We start from the raw sequence: 16,001 nt of genomic DNA, 5'->3' as shown, positions 1-16,001 counted from the left end.
CACTGCTGAGAATGAGGCACTTCACCTGATCGAAACCCATCGTGAAGCGGTCGAGCGTCTTGTCGCTAAGTTGGAAGCGGAAGAAACGCTGGATCTCGACGCCATCAAGAGCTGCCTCGATCCAGAAACCACCCAAAAGTCGCACACCAAGCCCTGCCCCAAAAGTACCGGCGAAGCAGATCGCCCTGCATTGGAAAGTACCAAATGACCAAAGCGGCCAAGCCAGATAAAGCCAAACATGCAACGCCTACGCGTACTCAACTGCCCGCCGTAATCGCGTCCAGCGAGCAGGCCCACCAGCACGAGCCCCATGTTCATGAGAACCTGGACCAGGCCTCCCGTGCCGCAGTTGCCATGATAACTGGTGGTGTCTCGCCACATGCGTTCATTGAGGCATGGGGCGACTGGACGCTGCACATCTCCCGTGCGCCGGGCCGTCAGCTTGAGTTGGCCGAACATGCACAGGAAAATCTGGCGAAGCTGATTAAACAGGCGATCACCGCGACCCCTGATGTGCCACCCGCTTTCACGCCGAAGCCGTATGACCACCGCTTTAAACATCCGGGCTGGAAAAAAGCCCCCTTCAACGTCTGGAGCCAGGGGTTTCTGGCAGTGCAGGACTGGTGGGACTACGCGACTGACCATTTGCGTGGCTTGCGCCCCGAGGATGCTGACCGCACCCGTTTCATGGCGCGCCAGACGCTCGATATGATGTCCCCATCGAATTTCCCGGTGCTTAATCCCGAGATCATCGAACAAACTATGGCCTGTAAGGGGGCGAACCTTGCCGAGGGCGGTACGCATTTTCTTCATGACTACCTGAACACAATTGCACAGGTACATGAGCCTGCGCCCAAAGGCTACGAGATCGGCAAGGAACTAGCCTGTACTCCCGGCGAAGTGGTGTTTCGCAACGATCTGTTCGAACTGATCCAATACGCACCACAGACCGAAAAGGTTCAGGCCGAGCCGATCCTGATCGTGCCCGCCTGGATCATGAAATACTACATACTCGATCTGAGCCCGCATAATTCCATGGTCCGCTACTTGGTGGAGCAGGGTTACACCGTGTTCATGATCTCTTGGTGCAATCCGACCTCGGATCAGGCCGAGTTATCGCTCGAAGACTACAGGAAGCAGGGCGTGATGGCGGCGCTTGATGCAGTCAACGCCATCGTCCCGGACAGACAGGTCCATGCGGTTGGCTATTGCCTTGGCGGAACGATGCTGGCGATCGCGGCTGCCACCATGGCGCGGGACAATGATACTCGTCTTGCATCGATCACACTCATGGCAGCACAAATTGATTTCCTGGAAGCGGGCGAGCTGCTGTTGTTTTTGGACGAAAGCCAGATCACTTTTCTAGAAGATATGATGTGGGAAAAAGGCTACTTGGACCGGCCGCAAATGGCGCGTGCCTTTTCCGCAATCCGCTCTGAAGACCTGATCTATAGCCGTGCGGTGCGTCGTTATTTTTTAGGCAAGGAAGATCTGCCGACGGATATGGGGGTCTGGGTGACCGATACCACCCGCATGCCCGCCCGGATGCATTCGGAATACCTGCGCGGCCTTTTTCTCGAAAACCGGCTTACCGCTGGTCGCTTTGCGGTTGAAGGGCGTGTCATCGCAATGAAAGATATTGCCGCCCCCATTTTTGCTGTGGGCACCGAAACCGACCACATCGCGCCGTGGCGCTCAGTCTATAAGACGCAGCTATTCACTGACAGCGATCTGACCTTTGTGCTGACCAGTGGTGGCCATAATGGCGGTATCATCAATGAACCGGAGGCTGAGCGCGGACACTTCCGGCTTTCCCTTCGACCTGCCGGTGCGCGCTACGTTGGTCCAGATGCATGGTTTGCACGGAACCCCGCTCAGCCCGGCTCTTGGTGGCCCGCCTGGACGGACTGGCTAAAGGCGAGAAGTAGCGACGTCGCCCCACCACCCGCCACCGGCGCAGCGGACAAGGGGTTCCCGCCACTCGAAGCAGCGCCTGGACCTTATGTGTATCAATTATGAGGCTGGTCCAGCATTGACGTAGCGAGGAGAACATCATGAAAGCATTTACCCTTACAATCGCTCTATCAATCGCAGCGGTATCCGCGATGGCCGAAACCGAAGTGAGCATAGCCAAAGGCATGCCCTACGTCACTGTGGATACTCCAAACGGCCCTGTGGAGATACGCAGAATTCAGGACACTGATAACAAAATCGACGGTGAATGGGCGCGGACATCTCGCCCCTGCCCGAACTTCTGCATACAACCAAACACGCCTGCGGAGGGGGTAACCACCATTGGCGAATTGGAATTGATAGAGATGCTGCAGGATTTGGATGCAGTGGTTGTGGACAGCCGCACCCGCGACTGGTTCGAGGGCGGCACCATTCCCGGCGCGGTCAGCATCCCCTACACGTTTATCCTAGACGAGTTAGGCCAACTGGGTTGCGAGCCAGATTTCGAAGGCTGGGACTGTACCGAGGCGAAAAGCGCGGCTCTCTTCTGCAACGGAACCTGGTGCGGCCAGTCGCCCACAGCAATCCGCAGTATGATCGCGGCGGGATACCCCGCGGACCGCATCTCTTATTACCGCGGAGGTATGCAGGTTTGGCGCATGCTGGGCCTAACCGTAACTGGCAGCGAATGAGGCCCTTATCCGGCGGTATCAGATTAAACGGAACTGCTCACTCCGCAGCCGCCCTGACCTTATAGGCTCGGACACAATTCCGCTGTTTGCCTCATGATTATCAAAAAACGCGACGCGAAAGCATCCGAGATTCCATTCACAAGCTCTAGCAGGTGAGTTTAATCTGACAATGCCTGTTCAATTGATGACCCGCTCCACAACGCTCATCCCTTCAGACAGGCCGGAAGTGGGATAGAGGACTACACGTTCGTCCTTGGACAACCCACTCGTAACCTGTGCTTCGATGCCATTGTTCGGGCCGATTTCGATCGTACGAAGTTGAGCGACTCCGTTGACGACGACAATAACCACCCAGGTGTCGCGGCGTCTTTCGATGTCTGTGGCTTCTTCGTCATCTCGATCTCCTAATCGATAAGATGAACCAGAAATCCTCCCGTATTCAAATCCTCAAATCTGTCCCAGGAGTGCTGACGTCCGACACCATTAGCTCCTTTTGTGTTTCAGCCGCCCGATGCGCACTGATCAGGATTAGTCGCAAAGGTTTTTCTCCTTCATTTCTTGATTTGCGTCGGAGCGATCGGCTTTGCGGCGCAGATTTGACATAGATCAGCACGACGTCTCGGGCCTTTGCGTAAGATTGGAGCTTAAGCAGAAGACGCACATCGGAGAGACCAAGACACATGCGGGCGCCAGAGACATCCGCGGACACGACTGCCCAACCAAACGGCATCGTCCACGCCGTCAGGGGAGCCGTTGTGGATGTGGTCTTTGCGCAGACCAAAATGCCGCCGATCAATACAGCGCTAGAGGTGCAGTGGGACCTGCCAACGCCCCTTATCCTAGAAGTTCACAGCCATCTTGACCTGACGACGCTACGGGCTGTTGCCTTCCAGTCGACGGCTGGTCTCGCGCGCGGGGTGGCGGTTCGCGCGACAGGCGGGCCGGTCACCGTGCCTGTGGGCAAAGCCGTTCTCGGGCGGCTTCTGGATGTGGTGGGCAATCCGCAGGACGACGGGCCTGCCCTTCCTGACGTTACACCGCGTCGGCCGATCCATGCGCTGCCGCCGCTTCTGAAATCCCAGACTGGCGCCACCGATGTGTTCGAGACTGGCATCAAGTTGATCGACCTGCTGACGCCCATGGCGCAGGGCGGCAAGGCCGCGATGTTCGGCGGCGCCGGGGTCGGTAAGACCGTTTTAGTGATGGAACTGATCCGCGCCATGGTCGAGAAATACGAAGGTATCTCGGTCTTCGCGGGCGTGGGTGAGAGATCACGCGAGGGGCATGAGCTGCTGACCGAAATGCAGGACTCGGGCGTGCTGGACCGCACCGTGCTGGTTTACGGTCAGATGAACGAGCCACCCGGAGCGCGCTGGCGGGCTCCGCTGACAGCCTTGACAATTTCGGAATATTTCCGCGACCAGAAGCACAAGAACGTCCTTCTTCTGATGGACAACGTTTTCCGCTTTGTTCAGGCCGGAGCCGAGGTATCCAGCCTGCTTGGTCGTCTGCCGTCGCGCGTTGGCTACCAGCCAACGCTGGCGACCGAGGTGGCGGGCCTGCAAGAGCGTATTGCCTCTGTGGCAGGGTCTGCCGTTACCGCCATTCAGGCGGTCTATGTGCCAGCCGATGATTTCACCGACCCCGCGGTAACCACAATTTCCGGTCATATGGATTGCGTCATCATGTTATCCCGCGCCCGGGCCTCCGAGGGGTTCTATCCGGCGATTGACCCGCTGGGATCGTCTTCCATGCTGCTCGATCCGCTGGTTGTCGGCGGCGACCACTACCAGATCGCCGAAGAGGTCCGTCAGACACTGGCACGGTTCCGCGAGTTGACCGACATCATTTCGCTGCTAGGGGTCGAGGAACTGGGCACCGCCGACCGCCTGATTGTGAAGCGAGCACGACGGTTGCAGCGGTTCCTCACCCAGCCTTTCATGGTGACAGAGGCCTTTACTGGTACGCCGGGCGCCAGCGTGCCGCTTGCCGAGACCTTGTCGGGGTGCCGCGCCATACTGGACGGCGAGGCCGACGAGTGGTCCGAAAGCTCGCTCTACATGGTCGGCACGCTGGAGGACGCAAGAAAGAAAGAGGCTGCCGCAAATGCGTCAGACGCCACCGACGCCGAGGCCGCGGCATGAGATTGCGGATCGTGACCCCCCTGTCCGTCGTTGTGGATGAGGATGCCGACAGCTTGCGGGCTCAGGATGCCAGCGGCAGCTTCGGCATTCGGCCCGGCCATGCCCCGTTCCTGACCGTGCTCGCGGTTTCCATCCTCAGCTGGAAAACCGCCGGGCTCGAGCGGTTCTGCGCCTTGCGCGGCGGGTTGCTGACCGTGACCGGCGGTAGGACCGTCGCGATCGCTACCCGCGAGGCGGTGGCGGGCGACGATCTGGCCACGCTGGACGCGGAGGTTCTGGCTCGCTTCAAGTCGGATACCGACGAAGAACGGGTTGAGCATGTCGAGACGATGCGACTGCAGATGGACGCCATCCGGCAGATGATAAGCAGGTTGCGCCAGGGCGCAGACACGGGACAGTTCCGATGACCGAAAACCCATCGGAGCCCCCCGAAACCGATCCTCTGATCGAGGAAATCCGCAAGCATCGCAGCCGACACGAGCGGTGGCTGCGCGAAGGTGACTTGTCCGTCGGTCGACGTTTGGCGCAGATCGGCGTGCTGGGCTGGATCTTCGTGGTGCCGACCCTGGCAGGCCTGTTCTTCGGACGCTGGCTTGATGCGCAGTTTGAGACGGGCATCTTCTGGAGCGCGCCGATGATGCTGCTCGGGCTTTGCATTGGCGGCTGGACCGCTTGGAGATGGATGAACGCGCGATGACCGATCTCACTACTCTCCCGCTATTCGTGCTTCTTCCGGTATGCTTTCTGGGCGGGCTCTTCATCGGATATGGTTATTTCCGCGCGCTTCGCGAGACAGCCAAAATTCTCGTCAACGGGGGTGAACCCCTACGGGCCATTGCCCTGACCTTGGGACGCATTTCGCTTCTGGCCACCGGGTTCTTTATGGCCGTACTCTTTGGCGGCCTTGCCCTGCTGGCGGCGTTTGCGGGGGTCCTCTGCGCCAAGTGGATAATGCTTCGCAGGATGGGGGATATCCAAACATGAACTCTCCCCTCGACTCCACCGTCCTGTTCCAGATCGGACCGGTTCCGATCACGCAAGCCATCGTCACGACATGGGCGATCATGACGATACTGGTGATCGGGGCTTTTGCCCTGACGCGCCGTTTAGACCTCAGACCAACCCGGCGGCAGGCCGCGCTGGAGCTGATGGTCGCCACGCTAGACACCCAGATTACCGAGACAACGGGCGCCGCCCCCGCACCCTATCGCGGATTCATCGGCACGCTCTTTCTGTTCATCCTCGTCGCGAACTGGTCCTCGCTTGTGCCGGGGGTCGAGCCGCCGACCGCACAGCTTGAAACCGATGCCGCCCTCGCCGTTCTGGTGTTCCTGTCCGTGATCTGGTTTGGCATACGCGCCGGGGGTGTGTTCGGCTGGCTGAAATCCTTCGCCGCGCCCAACCCGGTGATGATCCCGCTCAACATCCTGCAAAGCCTGACGCGGGTCTTTTCCATGTTCGTCCGCCTGTTCGGCAACGTGATGAGCGGGGTGTTCATCATTGGCATCGTCGCCTCGCTGGCGGGCCTGCTGGTACCGATCCCATTGATGGCGCTCGATCTGCTGACCGGGCTGGTGCAGGCCTACATCTTCGCAGTGCTGGCGATGGTGTTCATTGCCTCCGCGGTCGAGGGCGGCGCACGCACCCCACCGAATACCGACCTTGCCCCTTCCCCAACGAAAAAGGATTCATGATGGACTATGTTCCGCTTGCCAGTATCTTCTGCGCCGCCTTCGCGGTGTCTTTCGGCGCTATCGGCCCCGCACTTGCCGAGGGGCGCGCCGTTGCCGCCGCGATGGATGCCATTGCCCGTCAGCCCGATGCCGCAAACACGATTTCGCGCACGCTGTTCGTTGGGCTTGCGATGATCGAGACGACGGCAATCTATTGTCTGGTGATTGCGCTCCTGCTGCTCTTCGCCAACCCGCTACTGGCATGAGCGCATGACGCTCGATTGGTGGGGACTGGGTCTTCAGGCCATCAACGTCCTGATCCTCGTCTGGCTTCTTAGCCGCGTGTTCTGGCGTCCGGTCGCCGGGGCCATCGCCCGGCGCCAGGTAGCGGCGGAGGCCATGCTGGATGAAGGCAAGACAGCACAGGCAAAAGCCGATGCGGCCCTGGCAGAGGTCGCTGAGGCCCGCACAAGCATCGCGGCGCAACGTGATGCCATACTTGCCGAGGCCAAGGCGGCGGCGGACACAGTCGCGAAAGCCGCGCGGAAGGATGCGCAAACCAAAGCAGATACACTACTGGCGGCCGCGCGCACGGCCATTGACCGTGACCGGAATACCGCACGGAAGGAAAACGCGGCGACGGCCGCCGAGCTTTCGGTCGAGATTGCAGCGCGGCTTCTGGGTCAGTTCAACACGCCTGCGGTTCAGGACGCGTTCCTTGCGCAACTTATCGAGGCTGTTGCGGGCATGTCCGACTCCGACCGAGCGGCGCTGATAGCATCGGCAGGCGATATCGAGATCATCACCGCGACAGACCCGGAGGGAGCGGAAGGGGCCGAGATTGAACAAGCGGTAAAGGATGCGTTGGGCGGCGCGCCCAGGTTTCGCCTTGTTACCGAGCCCGACCTGATCGCCGGACTCGAGCTCCGCAGCGCGCATTTCGTGCTTCACAACAGCTGGCGGGCCGACCTTGAGAACATCCTGAAGGAGGTCGAGAATGCCGGCTGATACGCTAGACTGGGCCGCATCAGCGCAAGGCGCAGTGCATCGCGCGGCACTGGGACCGCGCCCCGAACACAGAGGCCGTGTCGAAGAGATCGGGGACGGTGTGGCGATGATCTCGGGCTTGCGCGATGTTCGACTTGACGAGGTTCTGCGGTTCGAGGGCGGCCAATTCGGGTTCGCGCGGGTTCTGGACCCAGATCTGATTGGCTGCGTGTTCATTGACGCCGCTACAAAGGTCGAGTCAGGAGATGCCGTCTTCGGGACGGGCGAAGTGGTGAGCGCGCCTGTCGGAGAGTCATTGCTCGGGCGTATCGTCGACCCAATGGGCCGCCCGTTGGACGGAAAGGGGGCGATCGCGGCAGATGAGCGATGGCCGATCGAGCGTCCGGCACCATCGATCATCGAACGCGATCTCGTGACCCAGCCGGTGCAGACCGGGATACTCGTGATGGACACGCTGTTCGCGCTTGGCCGGGGCCAGCGCGAGTTGATCGTCGGCGACCATTCCACCGGCAAGACCACTCTGGCCACAGACGCGATGATCGCGCAGCGCGACAGCGACATGATCTGCGTCTATGTCGCTGTGGGGCAAAAGACATCGAGCGTGCGCCGGGCCATCGACGCGCTTCAGGCGCATGGGAATTTCGCGCGCTGCATCGTGATGGTCGCGGGCTCCGCCTCGGCGCCGGGGCTGCAATGGATCGCGCCCTATGCGGGTTTGACGATGGCGGAATATTTCCGAGACAAGGGCGGTCACGCCCTCGTTGTGATCGACGATCTGTCCAAACACGCCGCCACCCACCGCGAGATCGCCCTTCTGACCCGGCAATCTCCGGGGCGCGAGGCCTATCCGGGGGACGTGTTCTACATCCACGCCCGCCTGCTTGAGCGGGCGGCCAAGCTGTCCAAGGCGCGTGGCGGCGGGTCCTTGACCGCCTTGCCGATCGCGGAAACCGATGCGGGGAACCTGTCGGCCTACATCCCGACCAACCTGATCTCGATCACGGACGGGCAGATCGTGCTGGATGCGGATCTGTTCCATCAGGGGCAGAAACCGGCTGTGGATGTGGGGCTGAGCGTCAGCCGTGTGGGCGGCAAGACCCAGGCGCCTGTCCTGCGCGAAGCGGCCGGCACGCTGCGGCTCGACTATGCGCAGTTTCTGGAGCTCGAGGTGTTTACCCGGTTCGGGGGCATGCCCGAAGGTCGCGTTCGCGACCAACTCAGACGCGGGGAAAGGATCCGCGCAGTCTTGCGTCAGCCTCAGAATGCGCCGCTTCGCCTGGCCGATGAGGTGGCGCTCCTGCTTGCCGTTCAAGCGGGGTTTCTGGATGCCTTACCTCTGACTGCGGTTGTCCAATTTCGGGCGGGACTACCTGCTATGCTGGACAGGGACGCACCGGAGACCGTGCGCGGGATTACAGAGACGGGAGAGTTAGATGAGAAAATGCGCAAGGCATTGAAAAAGGCGCTTACCCGTTTCACCGCTTCCCTATCAGATGCTAAGACCGAGGCGGCCCCAAGCATCGCCGCACCTGCCAGCCCATGACCGAACGGCTGGCTGATATCAGTGCCCGGATCGATGGCATCCGCCAGCTGGGTGCTGTGGTGAATGCTATGAAAGGTATCGCAGCCGCGCGGGCGCATGTTGCCCGCACACAGGTTGTCGCAGTCGACAGTTATGCCGCGTCCATCGCAGGTGCCATGTCGCGCGTGCTCAACAATGATATAATAAAAGGGGACACCTGCGCCGCAGACAGGCTTGGCCTGCTCATCTTTTGTTCCGAGCAGGGGTTCGCAGGCGCTTTCAGCGAACGGGTGCTCGACAGTATTGAGGGCGAGCCTAATCCCGCCTCCCTTTTTCTGATAGGCGCGCGGGGCCTGTCTATCGCGGCTGCCCGTGGGATCACGCCTCACTGGACAGCGCCCCTACCCTCGCACACGCCCGGCATTCCCAAACTGGCCGACCAGATCACGACAGCAATCTATGACGCAGTGGCCGAGGGTCGCATCGACGGGCTGGACGTTCTTTTTACCGGCTGGGCATCAGGGCGCCCCACCCTAATCAGAAAGCGGCTTTTTCCAATTGATTTGGCTGATCTTCCACCCACCACGGCAGAACGCCCCCTGATGCAGCTACCTCAGGACACCCTCATTGCCGCGTTGGGGCAGGACTACTTCAATGCGCAGGTCTGCAAGGCCGCGCTCCACGCCTTTGCCGCCGAAAACGAGGCGCGGATGGAAGCGATGACTGCGGCAGGTAGCCAGATCGCGCGCGAACTAGAGACGTTTCAGGCGACGCTGCGCCGCGTCAGGCAAGAGGCCATCACGGCCGAGATAATCGAACTGAGTACTGGTGCAGCCGCCGCGGACGCCGCGTGGTAATCAGAGTGTCTGCTCTGTCTGAAGTGAAGCAAGGGAATTAACCTACATAACCGGACGAAAGACTTACCCAGATCAATTTCGCAGTGCAGCGCCAAATCTACAACATTGGGAAATGATGCGCTTTTCGCGCCTTCAAGTGAAGGAAGCCTATGCCTAAGCAAGTCAAGATGGTCAAATCTCAACCTCAAAAGACGACCGCATCGTCCCTGAAACCAGAAGCTAAATTACCCCCTACAAACGACGCATCGTCGCGGCCGGAGAAGGTCGCGGACCACCACAACATCATGGGGCCGGCGAAAGCAGCGCTGGAAGGCACAGCGCGCGCCCTTGCCATAGAGCTAGGCACCCGCCAGATCCGCGTGAACGCCATCTCCCCGGGACCACTTCAGACGCGGGCCGGGTTGGGCATCGGGCATTTCGACACATTGATCGTCGCGGCACGAATGCGCGCGCCACAACAGTGCCGTGTTACAATTGAGGACGTTGGCGCCATGGCTGTGATGCTGGCAAGTGACGGTGCCAAACGCGTTTCCGGCGATATCTCCTATATCCATGGAGGCCTGCATGTCAGCGCTTAATCCAGATGCAGCTGTCGCACCCATGCAATACATCGAGAATAAGACCTACGACGCGATCACGGTTGGAGACATCGCCACACTGACACGGACGCTAAAACCGCAGGATATCGAACTGTTTTCGGTGATGTCAGGTGATGTTAATCCGGCGCATGTTGATGCGGACTATGCAAAGACCGACATCTTCCACGGGGTGATTGCCCATGGGGTGTGGGGCGGCGCGCTGATCTCGGCTGTCTTGGGGACAGAACTACCGGGGCCCGGCACTATCTTTCTCAATCAGCGCCTGAAGTTCGTCTTACCTGTGGGGCTGGGCGATACTGTCACCGTGCGGGTTGAAGTGACGGACAAACAGGACAAAGGCCACGTAAAGCTCGCATGCTCGTGCCTCAACCAACACGACAAAGTCGTGATCGAAGGTGTGGCCCCAGTCATTGCCCCAAGCGAAAAGGTGCGCCGCCCTCGCGTCGTCCTGCCCGAGGTCCATTTGCACACTCAACGCGCACAATATGCGAGGCTGTTGGCCGCGACCGACCCTCTGGACCCCATCCGAACAGGCGTTGTGCATCCTTGCGATTCGGCATCACTAACCAGCGCGCTGGAGGCCGCACGCCAAGGCATTATAATCCCGGTTCTGATCGGACCAAAAGTCAGGATCGAAGCTGTAGCATCGGCGGCAGGGCGCGACCTTGACGGGATTGATATTATCAATGCGCCGCACAGCCACGCCGCAGCGGCGGCCGCAGTCGCCCTTGCAAGAACGGGTGAAGTGGCGGCTTTGATGAAAGGGGCGCTGCATACTGATGAGATTATGGAAGCCGTGGTTGACCCAGCCTACAGTCTACGCACCGAACGAAGGATGAGCCATATCTATGTGCTGGATGTACCCATCTATCCAAAGCAGCTGCTTATCACCGATGCAGCTATTAACATAGCGCCCTACCTCGCGATCAAACGCGACATTGTTCAGAACGTCATCGACCTTGCCCGCACCCTTGGGATCAATCTTCCAAAAGTGGCGATCCTTTCGGCGGTCGAAACCGTCACCCCCCGGATTGCCTCAACGCTGGGTGCGGCAGCACTTTGCAAAATGGCCGACCGAGGCCAGATCACCGGAGGCCTACTCGATGGCCCGCTGGCCTTCGACAACGCCATCTCTCCAGCAGCGGAGGCGGTCAAAGGTATTGTATCGGACGTCGCGGGTATCGCCGATCAATTGGTCGCACCCGACTTAGAATCGGCGAACATGATGGCCAAACAGCAGATCTATCTGGCCGGTGCAAATGCAGCGGGCATCGTTCTGGGCGCGCAGGTGCCGATCATCCTGACAAGTCGCGCTGATAGCAGGGTCGCAAGGCTTGCCTCCTGTGCACTGGCCCAGCTCTTCGTGAGCCACAGGGCACAGGAGGCTTCATGACCGACGCCATACTTGTACTGAACGCCGGATCTTCGAGTTTGAAATTTGCGCTGTATCCAGATGAAGAAAACACGCAAACCCCGATCGTGCGCGGCAAAATCAACGGGATAGGAAACAGCCCGGTTTTTGTGGCGCAAGATGCAGAGGGAGTTCTTTTGCCGCCAGAGGCCTGCATGACCCTTCACGCGTCCGCAGGGCATGACGATCTCATTCCCACACTCCTCGATTGGTTGAGGACCTATCAGGGGGGTGTCACCATCAAAGCTGCCGGTCATCGTGTCGTGCATGGCGGGCGTGATCATATAGGTCCGGCACAGGTCACTGACGCGCTCCTTGCCGAACTCGAAACACTCGTGCCGTTGGCCCCCCTACACCAACCCCACAACTTGACGGCGATCCGATGCGTGGAAGCCGCCGCCCCCGGTCTTCCACAGATTGCCTGTTTCGATACAAGCTTTCACCGCACCCAAGACAGGCTCGCGCAGCTTTTCGCACTTCCCCGCGCCATGACTGATCAAGGCATCATTCGCTACGGATTTCATGGGCTGTCCTATGAGTACATCGCAGGCATCATGCCGCTGCATCTCGGTGATCGGGCGGACGAGCGCGTGATAGTGGCCCATCTAGGCAATGGTGCCAGCATGTGCGCTATGAAAACGCGCCGTAGCGTTGCCACCAGCATGGGCTTCACTGCGCTTGACGGGCTGATGATGGGTCGGCGATCCGGCGCGCTTGACCCTGGTGTAGTGCTATATTTGATGGACAATATGAACATGAGCAATGACGAGGTCGCGCAAGTTTTATACAAAGAGTCTGGTCTATTGGGTGTATCAGGGATCAGCAACAACATGGCGACCCTGCAAGCGAGCGCAGCACCTCAGGCGCGTGAGGCGATTGATTTGTTTTGCTACCGTGCCGCAAGCGAGCTGGCTGCTCTCGCCGCGACAATTGGTGGTCTTGATGCGCTCGTCTTCACGGCCGGGATCGGCGAGAATTCTGCGCTTGTTCGCAGTCTGATTTGTGACCGTCTTGAGTGGATGGGAGTTGACCTCGCTGAGGGCGAGAACGACCGCAACGCTACGCACATCAACTCGGCGGAATCGGGCGTCGACGTACTTGTCATTCCGACCGACGAAGAGGCCATCATTGCACTGTCCGTCGTCGGAGCTCTTAGAACCAAGAGCGGCTTAATTTAAGAGAGAGTTTTGCTCATCTCGTTGGTTTGATTATGCGGCGTGTTGTCTGTGATGCAAGCGGCGCGTTTCGAGCCTCTTTCGTCTTACCCGTTCTCGTTGTCTCAGGATGGCTTTGTCGTGGCCGAAGTATACGTCAACCGGCATGACGTTGTTCAGGCTCTCGTGATATCGCTGATGGTTGTAGCAGTCGACGAAGGCTGCGACTTGGGCTTCGGGATCGCCGTGCAGGAAGTAGTTTTCCAAGAGGATGCGGTTCATCAAGGTCTAATGCGATCGCTCAATTTCACCCTGCGTTTGCAGGTGATACGGCGCACCACGAAAGTGCTTCATGCCTTTGCCTTGTAGCCACTAAGCCAGATCACCTGATACGTAAATGGAGCGATTGTTGCTGAGCAGACGTGGCTTGTGAGCGGTGTGAACCTGATCGCAGCCAGATGCCTGCAAAGCGAGGTCCAGAGTGTCTGTCACATCTTTCGCCCCCATGTTGGTGCAAAGCTTCCCCGAGATAAAGTAGCGGCTTTAATCGTCCAAGATCGCGCTGAGAACCATAGGCGTCAATGCAGAGGATAGATGGTAGGGAACGACACTCAGGGTCCTGTCAGTTCAGCCACAATGCGCGCCTGCAGATCAACAGGCAGGGCTTTGATCGCGCCCGCCACAGCCGCGAGGTCCTGTCGCGCGGTGTGTAACTGATCAATAAGCGAGATCACGATACTTAGGGCGGTTTCATCTAGGTCAAGGTCGTGGACCAAATCGCACAGTAGCTCCAATCGCGCGACATCAATGCTGCGAAAAACGTATCCGCCATCCTCAACTTGGGGTTTGATCAATTCGATTTCGACGAAGCGGACCAACTGTCGGCGGGATAGCCGGGTGATGTTGGTTACAATCTCATCTTCAGAAAATCGGTCAGTCATAAATCAGCCCCTTTCAGCATCTCTGCCCGCGGGTCGAAGGGATGGGTTTTACGCCATTCCAAGAGGAAGTCACGCAGCTCTGAGTCCATATTCGGTGATACAATAATTTTTAGTTCAACTCTCTGATCACCCTTTTTCTTTTTCCCCACAGGTGCAACTCCGCGGCCCCTCAAGCGCAAAACCCGGCCCGAACTTGCCGCCGGGGGGATATTTAGGCTGACGGGACCGTCAATCGTCGGCACTTTCACCGGACCGCCAAGAACAGCCTCATCAATAGTGATTGGTAGCGTCAATAGAATGTCATCTCCTTCGCGGCGGAATATCGAATGAGGTCGCACCAAAATTGTGATCAGCGCATCCCCGACCGGGCCGCCGCCAAAGCCAGCGCCCCCTTTGCCCCGCAATCGCAGGGTTTGGCCGTCTTCGGTGCCACGGGGTATCTTGACGGCAAGGCTCTGGCCATCAGGGAGTGTGATGCGGGTTTCACCTCCGCTTACAGCTTCTAGAAAAGGCACCTTCAGTGAATAGCGAACATCCGGGCCGCTTGCCGAGAAACCACGCCCCCTAAAGTCTTCACCGTCGGGTGTTCGCCCCCGGTTGCGCAGAATTTCTGCAAATATGTCTGCAGGATCAGCATTCGGCCCAAAACCGCGCTCCTCCCGATAGGAATTGTCAGAGGCGTCAGCAAAATCGCGGTAATATGGTCGCCGTGGACGTTCGGCGCCGAGGGCATCAATCTCTCCGGCGTCGAAACGTGCGCGGGTCTCGGGGTCCTTCAGGAGATCATATGCGCCCGCAATCGCTTTGAACCGTGCTTCGGCAGCAGGATTGTCTGGGTGGAGATCCGGGTGACTTTCACGCACCAGCTTGCGATAAGCCTTTTTGATTTCGTCTGCTGAGGCCGTTTTGGTCAGGCCCAGGGCTTCATATGGATCGTTGAGCATCCAAGATCTTTCTAATCATCCAAGGCTTCTCGCCGGTCAAAGCCATCGCATAAGCAAGGCTGTTGATCATGATTGCCATGGCGAAGACTACAACGTCCATGATCCATGTCAGTTCATATCTGATTTCTACACCTATCCTGCCACCATTCTAACCACGGAAGGATCTGCGTTAACCGAGGCAGAATACAAGCCGAAAGATAAAGGTCGGGCCACTTTGCAGTCATCGGACGCAGCACTGGCGGTCCTTGTCCCGGCCTCGCAACATCCACCGCCCGCTCTTCCTACAAAGAGGCGGTTTGGCATTGGGGAGCAGGTGGGTTGCTGGGTTTAACTCGCACCTCGCTGGCCCACTCCCAACAGGGAATGACTTAACCTACTCTGGTCACTGTCGAAATCGTAGCACTTGCCCCGCGACACGCGACACGCGACTTTGCGGTGATTGGCCAGATCGCAGCCGTGCATTCGGTCGATGTAAAGTGGTGCAAACTAGTAGATTTGTCGCCGTTGACCGTCCTGCTACTGGAACGATCATGGTCAACGCAAGTCATCAAGATCATCGCCGCGAAAGGAGAAATCTTGAAACCAAATCCATCACTTCGCGAGTTTCTGATGGGCAGCGCCATTGTCGCACTGTTTTCCTTGGTCGGCCTCGGGCAAGTTGCAAAGGCGCAGGCACGTCTCGCAGTAGATCCGGTAGACCCGTTTGTGGTTCCAGCCATAGCCTTGCACGTTGCGCAGGTACAAAAAGCACAGCCCAAAGCCCCAGGTGCGCTTGTTCGCCGTCAACCGTTCCAACCAATCGGCGATCTCCTCGTTCTCGTCGCTCAAGGCTGGGCTGTAGCGATAGCAAGTCTCACTGATTTGGAAGGTGCGGCAAGCAAGCGCGATACTGGTACCCCGCTGCATGACTGCATTCATAGCCATCTCTCGTCTGCGAGACGGCCTTAAGACTTTTTTTCCAAGGGCTTCCTTCAGCAGCTCGTTCTGCATGCTCATCTCAGCATACATCTTCTTCAGGCGGCGGTTCTGATCCGCCATGTCTTTCATCTCTGCAATCAAAGAGGCGTCTATTACCCGGCAGGCGATTGCGCAGCAATCTGCCG

17 protein-coding genes and 2 pseudogenes are annotated in these 16,001 nt (G+C 58.8%); 15 read left to right on the top strand and 4 right to left on the bottom strand.

The window, feature by feature from the left end:
* The 15 genes from Q1B15_RS16340 to Q1B15_RS16270 form a co-directional block, all read left to right on the top strand.
* The coding region (locus Q1B15_RS16340) for a hypothetical protein (protein WP_299755635.1) at positions 1-208 on the top strand (208 nt) is incomplete at its 5' end.
* A complete protein-coding gene (locus Q1B15_RS16335) occupies positions 205-2,019 on the top strand; it encodes an alpha/beta fold hydrolase (RefSeq protein WP_299755633.1) in 1,815 nt (604 codons plus the stop codon). The genes Q1B15_RS16340 and Q1B15_RS16335, both read left to right, overlap by 4 nt.
* A gap of 35 nt (positions 2,020-2,054) precedes the next feature.
* Positions 2,055-2,645, top strand: a complete 591-nt coding sequence (locus Q1B15_RS16330; RefSeq protein WP_299755630.1) for a rhodanese-like domain-containing protein — start codon at positions 2,055-2,057, stop codon at positions 2,643-2,645.
* Positions 2,646-3,325: 680 nt separating this feature from the next.
* Positions 3,326-4,789, top strand: a complete 1,464-nt coding sequence (gene atpD, locus Q1B15_RS16325; RefSeq protein WP_299755627.1) for a F0F1 ATP synthase subunit beta — start codon at positions 3,326-3,328, stop codon at positions 4,787-4,789.
* Positions 4,790-4,800: 11 nt separating this feature from the next.
* Positions 4,801-5,196 (top strand): F0F1 ATP synthase subunit epsilon, encoded by a 396-nt coding sequence (locus tag Q1B15_RS16320; RefSeq protein WP_299755626.1) that lies wholly within the window; start codon positions 4,801-4,803, stop codon positions 5,194-5,196.
* Positions 5,193-5,486: an AtpZ/AtpI family protein gene (locus Q1B15_RS16315; RefSeq protein WP_299755624.1), complete on the top strand. Its 294-nt coding sequence runs from the start codon at positions 5,193-5,195 to the stop codon at positions 5,484-5,486. The genes Q1B15_RS16320 and Q1B15_RS16315 overlap by 4 nt, the downstream gene beginning before the upstream one ends.
* Complete coding sequence (locus tag Q1B15_RS16310; protein ID WP_299755621.1) at positions 5,483-5,773, top strand: ATP synthase subunit I; 291 nt, start codon at positions 5,483-5,485, stop codon at positions 5,771-5,773. Before Q1B15_RS16315 ends, Q1B15_RS16310 begins: the two co-directional genes overlap by 4 nt.
* A complete protein-coding gene (locus tag Q1B15_RS16305; protein ID WP_299755618.1) occupies positions 5,770-6,483 on the top strand; it encodes a F0F1 ATP synthase subunit A in 714 nt (237 codons plus the stop codon). Before Q1B15_RS16310 ends, Q1B15_RS16305 begins: the two co-directional genes overlap by 4 nt.
* Positions 6,483-6,728 (top strand): F0F1 ATP synthase subunit C, encoded by a 246-nt coding sequence (locus Q1B15_RS16300; RefSeq protein ID WP_299755637.1) that lies wholly within the window; start codon positions 6,483-6,485, stop codon positions 6,726-6,728. The genes Q1B15_RS16305 and Q1B15_RS16300 overlap by 1 nt, the downstream gene beginning before the upstream one ends.
* Positions 6,729-6,732: 4 nt before the next feature.
* Complete coding sequence (locus Q1B15_RS16295) at positions 6,733-7,470, top strand: ATP synthase F0 subunit B (RefSeq protein ID WP_299755615.1); 738 nt, start codon at positions 6,733-6,735, stop codon at positions 7,468-7,470.
* The gene (locus Q1B15_RS16290; protein WP_299755613.1) at positions 7,460-9,013 is read left to right on the top strand and encodes a F0F1 ATP synthase subunit alpha; all 1,554 of its coding nucleotides are present in this window, start codon (positions 7,460-7,462) and stop codon (positions 9,011-9,013) included. The genes Q1B15_RS16295 and Q1B15_RS16290 overlap by 11 nt, the downstream gene beginning before the upstream one ends.
* Complete coding sequence (locus Q1B15_RS16285) at positions 9,010-9,849, top strand: FoF1 ATP synthase subunit gamma (protein ID WP_299755611.1); 840 nt, start codon at positions 9,010-9,012, stop codon at positions 9,847-9,849. The genes Q1B15_RS16290 and Q1B15_RS16285 overlap by 4 nt, the downstream gene beginning before the upstream one ends.
* A 149-nt stretch (positions 9,850-9,998) precedes the next feature.
* On the top strand, positions 9,999-10,427 hold the full coding sequence (locus Q1B15_RS16280; protein ID WP_299755609.1) for an SDR family oxidoreductase: 429 nt from the start codon (positions 9,999-10,001) through the stop codon (positions 10,425-10,427).
* Positions 10,414-11,841 (top strand): bifunctional enoyl-CoA hydratase/phosphate acetyltransferase, encoded by a 1,428-nt coding sequence (locus Q1B15_RS16275; RefSeq protein WP_299755607.1) that lies wholly within the window; start codon positions 10,414-10,416, stop codon positions 11,839-11,841. The genes Q1B15_RS16280 and Q1B15_RS16275 overlap by 14 nt, the downstream gene beginning before the upstream one ends.
* On the top strand, positions 11,838-13,037 hold the full coding sequence (locus tag Q1B15_RS16270; RefSeq protein ID WP_299755604.1) for an acetate/propionate family kinase: 1,200 nt from the start codon (positions 11,838-11,840) through the stop codon (positions 13,035-13,037). Before Q1B15_RS16275 ends, Q1B15_RS16270 begins: the two co-directional genes overlap by 4 nt.
* Positions 13,038-13,067: 30 nt before the next feature.
* Here the strand turns inward: Q1B15_RS16270 and Q1B15_RS16265 are convergent.
* The 4 genes and pseudogenes from Q1B15_RS16265 to Q1B15_RS16250 all read right to left on the bottom strand — a co-directional run.
* Positions 13,068-13,586, bottom strand: a pseudogene (locus Q1B15_RS16265) (integrase core domain-containing protein); the annotation flags it as partial.
* Between the two features lie 38 nt (positions 13,587-13,624).
* Complete coding sequence (locus tag Q1B15_RS16260) at positions 13,625-13,954, bottom strand: chaperone modulator CbpM (protein ID WP_299755601.1); 330 nt, start codon at positions 13,952-13,954, stop codon at positions 13,625-13,627.
* Positions 13,951-14,898 carry a J domain-containing protein gene (locus Q1B15_RS16255; RefSeq protein WP_299755600.1) on the bottom strand — a complete coding sequence of 316 codons (948 nt, stop codon included), beginning with the start codon at positions 14,896-14,898 and terminating at the stop codon, positions 13,951-13,953. The genes Q1B15_RS16260 and Q1B15_RS16255 overlap by 4 nt, the downstream gene beginning before the upstream one ends.
* 681 nt (positions 14,899-15,579) lie before the next feature.
* Positions 15,580-16,001, bottom strand: a pseudogene (locus Q1B15_RS16250) (IS3 family transposase); the annotation flags it as partial.

This window comes from uncultured Boseongicola sp., assembly GCF_937988555.1.
Taxonomy (GTDB): Bacteria; Pseudomonadota; Alphaproteobacteria; order Rhodobacterales; family Rhodobacteraceae; genus Boseongicola.
Note: the sequence above shows the minus strand (reverse complement) of the source record. Positions and strands in the feature narration are given on the sequence as shown.

Bases quoted from the DNA above. Each gene is read 5' to 3' on its own strand.
- Q1B15_RS16335 (WP_299755633.1), top strand. From the start codon at position 205: ATGACCAAAGCGGCCAAGCCAGATAAAGCCAAACATGCAACGCCTACG.
- Q1B15_RS16330 (WP_299755630.1), top strand. From the start codon at position 2,055: ATGAAAGCATTTACCCTTACAATCGCTCTATCAATCGCAGCGGTATCC.
- atpD (WP_299755627.1), top strand. From the start codon at position 3,326: ATGCGGGCGCCAGAGACATCCGCGGACACGACTGCCCAACCAAACGGC.
- Q1B15_RS16315 (WP_299755624.1), top strand. From the start codon at position 5,193: ATGACCGAAAACCCATCGGAGCCCCCCGAAACCGATCCTCTGATCGAG.
- Q1B15_RS16310 (WP_299755621.1), top strand. From the start codon at position 5,483: ATGACCGATCTCACTACTCTCCCGCTATTCGTGCTTCTTCCGGTATGC.
- Q1B15_RS16305 (WP_299755618.1), top strand. From the start codon at position 5,770: ATGAACTCTCCCCTCGACTCCACCGTCCTGTTCCAGATCGGACCGGTT.
- Q1B15_RS16300 (WP_299755637.1), top strand. From the start codon at position 6,483: ATGGACTATGTTCCGCTTGCCAGTATCTTCTGCGCCGCCTTCGCGGTG.
- Q1B15_RS16295 (WP_299755615.1), top strand. From the start codon at position 6,733: ATGACGCTCGATTGGTGGGGACTGGGTCTTCAGGCCATCAACGTCCTG.
- Q1B15_RS16290 (WP_299755613.1), top strand. From the start codon at position 7,460: ATGCCGGCTGATACGCTAGACTGGGCCGCATCAGCGCAAGGCGCAGTG.
- Q1B15_RS16285 (WP_299755611.1), top strand. From the start codon at position 9,010: ATGACCGAACGGCTGGCTGATATCAGTGCCCGGATCGATGGCATCCGC.
- Q1B15_RS16280 (WP_299755609.1), top strand. From the start codon at position 9,999: ATGCCTAAGCAAGTCAAGATGGTCAAATCTCAACCTCAAAAGACGACC.
- Q1B15_RS16275 (WP_299755607.1), top strand. From the start codon at position 10,414: ATGTCAGCGCTTAATCCAGATGCAGCTGTCGCACCCATGCAATACATC.
- Q1B15_RS16270 (WP_299755604.1), top strand. From the start codon at position 11,838: ATGACCGACGCCATACTTGTACTGAACGCCGGATCTTCGAGTTTGAAA.
- Q1B15_RS16260 (WP_299755601.1), bottom strand. From the start codon at position 13,954: ATGACTGACCGATTTTCTGAAGATGAGATTGTAACCAACATCACCCGG.
- Q1B15_RS16255 (WP_299755600.1), bottom strand. From the start codon at position 14,898: ATGCTCAACGATCCATATGAAGCCCTGGGCCTGACCAAAACGGCCTCA.